This is a genomic window from Streptomyces recifensis, from assembly GCF_002154615.1.
Classification (GTDB): domain Bacteria; phylum Actinomycetota; class Actinomycetes; order Streptomycetales; family Streptomycetaceae; genus Streptomyces; species Streptomyces griseoluteus.
Map to the genome: position 1 here is coordinate 1 of NZ_MUNH01000549.1, position 7,839 is coordinate 7,839.

Below are 7,839 nucleotides of genomic sequence, written 5' to 3' on the forward strand. Positions count from 1 at the left end.
AGCGGGCCGCCGAGGCTCTGCCCCACCGTCGTCACGAACAGCAGCAGCGAACCACCGCCGACCAGCCACAGTGCACCGCGCCGGGAGACGGTGGGCGGGGCGGGCCGGGGCGCTTCCAGCTCCGCCTCGTCTCGCCGTCGTGCGCGAACGGCACGCACCGCCATCGGTGCCCGCAGTGCCGCGTGCACGGCGAACGCGGCGATGAACACCCAGGCGCCGTAGAAGTGCAGGGGATAGAACGAGCCGGGAAAGACGTACTCCAGCTGGATGTTGAGCAGCCCGGTGACGAACTGGAACAGCGCGCCCCCCACCAGGAGCAGCAGCGACACCCGCTCCAGGGCGTGCGCCACCGAACGGGCCGGCGGCAGCGTGAACAGCTTCGGCACCACGGACCACAGCTTGGCCAGCAGGACCGGGACCAGCACCACGCCCAGCGTCACGTGGACGCCCTGACTCAGCCGGTACAGCCAGGACGGGCCGGCCGGCCAGTCGAAGAGGTAGAAGCCGAGCAGCCCCTTGTCCGGGGTCGTGTCGTTCACCGGCGAGAGGTTGGGGTTGTAGGCGGCGTACGACACCAGGCCGGTCACGAACAGCACGCTGATGCCGCCGAGCAGCACCAGCCCGAGCACCGCCGTGAACCAGGTGCCGCGCAGGGGGCTGCGCCAGAAGTGGGAAGAGGTGGGAAGCCGGGGATCGTCGCGCATGCCCCGACCGTAGGCCCGGCAGCACCCCGGAACGGGCGCGCGACCCATGACGAAACGCTGACGTCCGGCCCGGAAGGCGGACCGGAGACGCCCCTACGGCCTAGCGTGCCGATGTGATCCACCGCGAGCCCCACACCCCACGCCGCGACCTGTACGCCGCGGCGGCAGCCGTCCTGCTGGTGACCGCCGCCGTCCTGGTCGGCCGTCACATCCAGGACGCCCACCACACCCTGTTCGTGCACTGGCCCCCGCTCTTCGCCGACTGGGACCCGCACGTCGGCCCCGGCACCCCGGCCGCGCTGATCCTCGCGGCCGCCGGAGTGGCGTACGGTCCCGCGCTCGCCGCCCGGCTGCCCTGGCGGGCCCTGCCCTGGGTGGCCTGGACCGCGTCCGCCGCCTGGATCGTCTCCCTCGCCCTGGTCGACGGCTGGCACGTGGGCATCGCCACCCGGCTCACCACCGCGAACGAGTACCTCCAGGTCATCGGCCGCTTCCACGACATCCCGGCCACCCTGCGCGGCTTCGACGGCCATATCCTCGCGGGCGTCCCCGGCAACTGGCCCGCCCATGTGGCCGGCCATCCCCCCGCCGCCACGCTCACCTTCGTCCTGCTGGACCGGATCGGACTGGGCGGGGGCGGCTGGGCCGGGATGTGGTGCGTGGTGCTGGGCGCGTCCGCCTCCGCCGCGGTGCTGGTCGCCGTACGCGCGCTGGCGGACGAGCGCCTCGCCCGGCGGGCGGCGCCCTTCCTGGTACTCGCCCCCGCCGCGGTCTGGATGGGCTCCTCGGCCGACGCCTACTTCGCCGCGGTGGCCGCCTGGGCACTGGCCTGCCTCGCGCTCGCCCTCACCCGGCGGTCACTGCTGTGGGCGGGGGCCTCCGGACTGCTGGCCGGTCTGACCGGCTACCTCTCCTACGGCCTCACCCTGATCGCCCTGATCGGCCTCGCGATACTCGTCCTCGCCCGCGCGGACCTACGGGCCCGCCCCTCGCTCGTGCTGCCCTTCCTCGCCGGGCTGGCCGTCACCCCCGTGGTGTTCGGCCTGCTCGGCTTCAACTGGTGGACGGCCTATCACCTGCTGGTGACCCGCTACTACCAGGGCGTGGGCGGCACGCGTCCCTACGGCTACTGGATCTGGGCCAACCTCGCCTGCGCCGCGATCATCACCGGCCCGGCGACGGCGGCGGCCCTCCCGCGCACCGCGGGCTCCCTCGTCCACCGCGGCGACGGCCCCGCGACCCGCCTCGCCCTGATCGTCTGCGCGGCCCTGGCCGCCCTGCTCGTCGCGGACCTGTCCGGCATGAGCAAGGCGGAGACGGAACGCATCTGGCTCCCCTTCGCGGTGTGGCTGCTGGCCGCGTGCGCCCTGCTGCCCCGCCCCCGAGCCTGGCTCGCCGCCCAGGTGATCCTGGCTCTGCTGCTCAACCACCTTCTGCTGACGGGATGGTGAGACGCCCGGTGCTCACGGCCGGTGGGAGAGGTCGAGTCGGTACCAACTCCCCGTCCTGCCCCCGAGGTCGGCCGGACCGGCGGGACCGGTGCGGACGAACCCCACCTTGAGCAGCACGCGCTGAGAGGCGATGTTCTCGTGGGCGGTGGCCGCGCGGAGGGTGTGCAGGCCGTGCCTGTCCGCCGCCAGGGCGCACAACTCCCGTACGGCCGCCGTCGCCACGCCCCGCCCGCTGGCGTGCTCCGCCACCCGGTAGCCGACCTCGGCGGTGCCGTCGGCGAGGTCGTAGAGGTTGAAACGGCCCAGGACCGTGCCGGTCCCGGTGACGAGCAGGTAGAAGGCGCAGACGCCGGCGGCCTGTTCGGCGAGGAGGGCGGTGTAGCGGTCGGTGAAGCGGGCGAAGTACTCGTCGCCCCGGTCGGAGACGGCAGCGGCGAAGTAGTCCCGGTTCGCCAGCTCGAACGCCAGCACCGCAGGAGCGAGTTCGGCGCTCAGCGGTTTCAGCGAGGGCGCCGCCCCGCCCCGCTCAGCGGCGGACATCCACCGACGCCAGGAAGTCGCCGATCAGTGCGGTGAGCGCGGCGGGCTGTTCGAGCGTGCTGCTGTGCCCGGCCCCCGGCACCACCTCCAGCCGGGCCCCCTCGACGGCGGCCGCGATACGCTCCGCGTCGGCGGGGGGAGTGGCCCGGTCGTCGGCGCCGACGGCGACCAGCGTGGGTACCGAGATGTGGCTCAACTCGGCGTGAGAGGGCTCCCGTTCGATGACTCCCAGCACGGCCTGGCGTATCCCGGCCCGCTCGCAGCGACGCAGGCGGCGTACCCACTCGTCGATCACCGGCTTGCTCGCCGGGTCGGCCAGGAAGCCGGGGCCGAACATCGCGGCCTTCACCTTCCCCAGCACCGGCCCGACGCCGGTGAAGCGGTAGACGCGCGCCAGCAGCCGGTACTCGGCCGCCTTGTCCGACGGCTCGCCGTCCGCGCTCGTGTCCAACAGCGTCAGTGAGCGCAGGAGTTCGCCGTGCCGGGCCGCGATGCGCTGGCCGACGAAGCCGCCCATGGAGAGACCGACCCAGTGCACCGGCCCGAGGCCGAGGCGTTCGATCAGGGCGACGGCGTCGGCGGTCAGGGTGTCCATGTCGTATCCGGACGGCGTCGCGGGGGTGTCGCCCTGGCCGCGCCAGTCCACGGTCACGCAGCGGTACCGCTCCCGCAGGACCTCGATCTGCGGATGGAACATCCAGCCGCTGAACAGCAGCCCGTGACCGAAGACGACGGCCGGCGCGTCCGGGCTGCCCGGAGGCGCGCCGGTATCGGTGTAGGTGATCGCTGCGCCATTGACCTCGGCAGTGGGCACGTGCGGCTCCTTCGCTCCAACAAGCGCTCCGCGAAGCGCCTCCGGTGGGAGCCGAGCATAGGGACGTACGGAGCCAATGGCACAGCGGCGTGCGCGAGTTGGATCTCCTGCGTCACCTCGGCGACCGCGGGCACGACGTGCCTGCCGGACCGTTTCCGCCCGCCCCTCGTTCAGGTCCCACGCCGTCGCCGCCCAGAGTGTCCCGGTGTGGCGCGAGCGCTGCGTACCGGAGACGGTCGTAGCCTGACAAAAGGGGATTCTGTCGTCGGCACGGCCGGACCAAGAGGGGCCCGAGATGGACCGCGAGCACTCTTCCGTCGCCCCGCCCGTGGACGAGCGGCGGCAGCTGCCGCGTACCGATGCGCTGCTGGCCGACCCCCGGCTCGACGCGGCGGCGGCGCGGCTCGGGCGTCGGCTGGTCAAGGACGTGGTCGCCGGCGTGCAGGCCCAGGCACGGAGCGGCGCGGTGCCCGTCGCCGAGATCGCCGACCGTGCCGTGGCCGCCCTGCCCGCCACCGCCGCCGCGCTGCGCCCCGTCATCAACGCCACCGGCGTCCTGCTCCACACCAACCTGGGCCGCGCCGCGCTCTCCGAGGCAGCCCGGGACGCCGTACTGGCCGCCTCCGGCACCACGGACGTGGAACTCGACCTCGGCACCGGCGTGCGCGCCCGGCGCGGCCGTTCCGCCCTCGACGCGCTGCTGCGGGCCGTACCAGCCGCCGAGGCCGCGCACGTCGTCAACAACGGCGCGGCCGCGCTCGTGCTGGCCGCCACCGCGCTCGCGCGCGGCCGCGAGATCATCGTCAGCCGTGGCGAGATGGTGGAGATCGGGGACGGATTCCGCCTGCCCGACCTGCTCGTCTCCACCGGCGCCCGGCTCCGCGAGGTCGGCACCACCAACCGCACCACCCCCGCCGACTACGCCGCCGCCGTCGGCCCGGACACCGGCTTCATCCTGAAGGTCCACTCCTCCAACTTCCGTCTCACCGGATTCACCCGGGAGGCTTCCGTCGCCGAACTCGCCCCGCTGGGCGTGCCGGTGGTGGCGGACATCGGCTCGGGGCTGCTCACCCCGGAACCGGCGCTGCCCGACGAGCCCGACGCGACGAGCCGGCTGCGCGCCGGTGCCGCCCTGGTCGCCGCCAGCGGCGACAAGCTGCTCGGCGGCCCCCAGTGCGGACTGCTGCTGGGCAACGTCGGCCTCGTACGGACCCTGGCACGGCACCCGCTGGCCCGCGCCCTGCGGGTCGACAAACTGACCCTCGCCGCGCTGGAGGCGACGGTACGCGGCCCGCTGCCTCCGACCGTGACCGCGCTGCGGGCCGACCCCCGGGCACTCCGGGAGCGCGCGGAACGGCTCGCCGGGACGCTGCGCGCCGAGGGGATCGACAGCCGTGCCGTGGACACCGAGGCGGTGGTCGGCGGAGGCGGGGCACCGGGGGTGACGCTGCCGAGTGCCGCCGTCTCCCTGCCCGCCGCCTACGCGGCCCGGTTGCGCGGTACCGAGCCCGCCGTGATGGCCCGCGTGGAGGACGGCCGCTGCCTGCTGGACCTGCGGGCCGTCCCCGAGGCCGCCGACGCCGGGCTGGCGGAGGCCGTACGCCGGGGCGCGCCGGGGACGGGGAGCTGACCGTGCACGTCATCGCCACCGCAGGCCACGTCGACCACGGCAAGTCCGCGCTGCTGCGCGCCCTGACCGGCATGGAGCCCGACCGCTGGGCCGAGGAGCGGCGCCGGGGCATGACGATCGACCTCGGCTTCGTCTGGACCCGGCTGCCCGCGGCCGGGGACATCGCCTTCGTGGACGTCCCGGGACACGAACGTCTCGTCGGCAACATGCTCGCCGGGGCCGGGCCCGTCCCCGCCGTCCTGTTCGTGGTCGCCGCCGACAAGGGCTGGCAGCAGCAGTCCGAGGAGCACCTCGCCATCCTCGACGCGCTCGGCGTACGGCACGGCGTCCTCGCCGTCACCCGCAGCGACCTCGCCGATCCGGACGCGGTCCGCGCGGCGGCCCTCGCCCGGATCGCGGAGTCCTCCCTCGGGAAGGTGCGATGCGTCGACGTCAGCGCGGTGACCGGGCAGGGGCTCGACACCCTGCGCGACGCGCTGGCCCGGCTCGCCGGTGAGCTGCCGGCGCCCGACCACGAGGCGGACGTACGGCTGTGGGTGGACCGGGCGTTCACCGTGCGCGGCCACGGCACGGTCGTCACCGGCACCCTCGGCGCGGGCACCCTGCGCGTCGGTGACCGTCTCCAGCTCGCCCGCGACGGCACTTTGTTGCGGGTGCGCGGGCTGGAGTGCCTCAAGGAGTCCCGGCAGGAGGCCGGCGCGGTGGCCAGGGTGGCCGTCAACGTCGGCGGGTCCGGCGCCGGGACACTGGGCCGGGGGGACGCCCTCCTCACGCCGGACCGCTGGCTGACCACCGACACCGTGGACGTACGGCTGCGCGGCGCCCCGGCCTCCGACCTGCCCCGCGAACTCACCCTGCACGTCGGCTCGTCGGCCGTTCCGGTTACCGTCCGCCCGCTGGGAGAGGACACCGCGCGGCTGCGGCTCGGCACCTCCCTCCCGCTGCGTGTCGGAGACGGCGCGCTCCTGCGGGACCCCGGCCGGCACAGCATCCCGGCGGGCGTCACCGTCCTCGACGTCCGCCCGCCCCGGCTCACCCGGCGGGGCGCGGCCGCCGCGCGGGACGAGGAGCTGCGGGAGACGGACGCCGCCGGGGAGTTGCGCAGGCGCGGGCTGATCCGCCGTTCCGAGCTGCGCGCCATGGGGGTGACCCCGCCCGCCGAACCGGTCACCGGGGACTGGCTGGCCGACCCGGACCACTGGGCGACCCTGCGCGAGCGCCTCGGCACCGTGGTCGAGGAGCACGCCGCCCGGCACCCGCTCGAGCCCGGCCTGCCACTGGAGTCGGCCCGCCAGGCGCTCGGCCTGCCCGAAAGAAGCCTCGTGGAAGCCCTGCTGGCGGAGTCGCCCGAGCTGCGGTACAGCGGGGGCCGGCTCCTCGGCAGCCAGGCGCGGCCCACCCTGCCGCCCCGGATCGCGGCCGCCGTGGAGGCCGTACGCGCGGACCTCGCCCATCGGCCGTTCCGCGCGCCCGAGGCCGCCCGGCTGGCCGAACTCGGCCTGGAAACGCAGCTGTTGGCGGCCGCGGAGGCGGCCGGGGCGCTGCTGCGGATCGACCGGCACATCGTGCTGCTGCCCGGCGCGGACGCCGAGGCCGCCGCCGTCCTCGCGGAACTGGAGCAGCCCTTCACCACCAGCCAGGCCCGCCGCGCGCTGGACACCACCCGCCGGGTGGCCGTCCCGCTGCTGGAGTACCTCGACCGGCACGGCCGCACCGAACGACTCGACGGCACGCTGCGCCGCTGCCGGGAGCCACGGTGACGGACGAGAGGAGCTGGCGGAGACGGATGGGAATCGAACCCACCTGCCCGAGTTGCTCGGACACCTCGGTTTTGAAGACCGGGAGGGCCACCAGGCACCCTTACGCCTCCCCGCCGGCCGTCCCGGAAACGCGGCGGCCGTACGGCCATGCAACCGCCGCCTCCCCACCACAGTCAACGCGCCACACGGCATCCACCCCTTCGAACGAGGACTGATACAGCCATGACGGACACGCGGACCGATGCCGGACCGGCGCGCGGACCCGAGGCCCTGCGCCTCACGCAGTACGCGCACGGCGGTGGCTGCGCCTGCAAGATCCCGCCCGGCGAGCTGGAGGAGATGGTCGCCGGGCTCGTCCCTCCGGGGGCGCCGGCCGACGCCCCCGGTGAGCTGCTCGTCGGCCTCGACCACGGCGACGACGCGGCGGTCGTCCGGCTGCCCGGCGGCCCCGGTCTACCCGCTGCCGTCGCGACCGCCGACTTCTTCACACCGGTGGTCGACGACCCGTACGACTGGGGCCGGATCGCCGCCGCCAACGCGCTCTCCGACGTCTACGCCATGGGCGGCACGCCCCTCGTGGCCGTCAATCTGCTGTGCTGGCCGCGCGACGTGCTGCCGTTCGACCTCGCCCGTGAGGTGCTGCGCGGCGGCATGGACGTCGCCGCCCGGGCGGGCTGCGCGGTGGCGGGCGGACACAGCGTGGACGACCCGGAACCCAAGTACGGCATGGCCGTCACCGGCGTCGTCGACCCGGAGCGGCTGCTGCGCAACGACGCAGGACGGCCGGGAGTGCCGCTGTCGCTGACCAAACCGCTCGGCCTCGGCGTACTCAACAACCGGCACAAGACGACCGGCGAGGTCTTCCCGGAGGCGGTCGAGACCATGGTCGCGCTCAACCGGGACGCCGCGCAGGCCGCCCTCGCGGCGTCCCGGTTGAGCG

General features: G+C 74.8%; 6 protein-coding genes, 1 tRNA gene and 1 pseudogene. 4 read left to right on the forward strand and 4 right to left on the reverse strand.

All coding sequences use genetic code 11. The annotated features are described in order from the left end of the window. Positions 1-704 (reverse strand): annotated as a pseudogene (locus CCN33_RS25515) (molybdopterin-dependent oxidoreductase); the annotation flags it as partial. A gap of 113 nt (positions 705-817) precedes the next feature. On the opposite strand from CCN33_RS25515, the gene CCN33_RS25520 reads away from it, so the two are divergent. Beyond that, complete coding sequence (locus tag CCN33_RS25520) at positions 818-2,155, forward strand: hypothetical protein (protein WP_086695820.1); 1,338 nt, start codon at positions 818-820, stop codon at positions 2,153-2,155. Between the two features lie 12 nt (positions 2,156-2,167). Here CCN33_RS25520 and CCN33_RS25525 read toward each other — a convergent pair whose 3' ends face one another. Then, positions 2,168-2,695: a GNAT family N-acetyltransferase gene (locus CCN33_RS25525; RefSeq protein ID WP_086695821.1), complete on the reverse strand. Its 528-nt coding sequence runs from the start codon at positions 2,693-2,695 to the stop codon at positions 2,168-2,170. Continuing rightward, complete coding sequence (locus CCN33_RS25530; RefSeq protein WP_086695822.1) at positions 2,682-3,509, reverse strand: alpha/beta fold hydrolase; 828 nt, start codon at positions 3,507-3,509, stop codon at positions 2,682-2,684. The genes CCN33_RS25525 and CCN33_RS25530 overlap by 14 nt, the downstream gene beginning before the upstream one ends. Before the next feature lie 295 nt (positions 3,510-3,804). Between CCN33_RS25530 and selA the strand changes: the two genes are divergently transcribed. Next, complete coding sequence (gene selA / locus CCN33_RS25535; protein WP_086695823.1) at positions 3,805-5,139, forward strand: L-seryl-tRNA(Sec) selenium transferase; 1,335 nt, start codon at positions 3,805-3,807, stop codon at positions 5,137-5,139. Between the two features lie 2 nt (positions 5,140-5,141). After that, positions 5,142-6,899, forward strand: coding sequence for a selenocysteine-specific translation elongation factor (gene selB, locus CCN33_RS25540; protein WP_086695824.1), 1,758 nt, complete (start codon positions 5,142-5,144; stop codon positions 6,897-6,899). A 14-nt stretch (positions 6,900-6,913) separates the two neighbouring features. On the opposite strand, the gene CCN33_RS25545 is transcribed toward selB, so the two are convergent. Continuing rightward, positions 6,914-7,009: transfer RNA gene (locus tag CCN33_RS25545), tRNA-Sec, on the reverse strand. A gap of 112 nt (positions 7,010-7,121) precedes the next feature. Here CCN33_RS25545 and selD point away from each other — a divergent pair. Next, on the forward strand, positions 7,122-7,839 hold a 718-nt coding region (gene selD, locus CCN33_RS25550; RefSeq protein WP_086695825.1), incomplete at its 3' end, for a selenide, water dikinase SelD.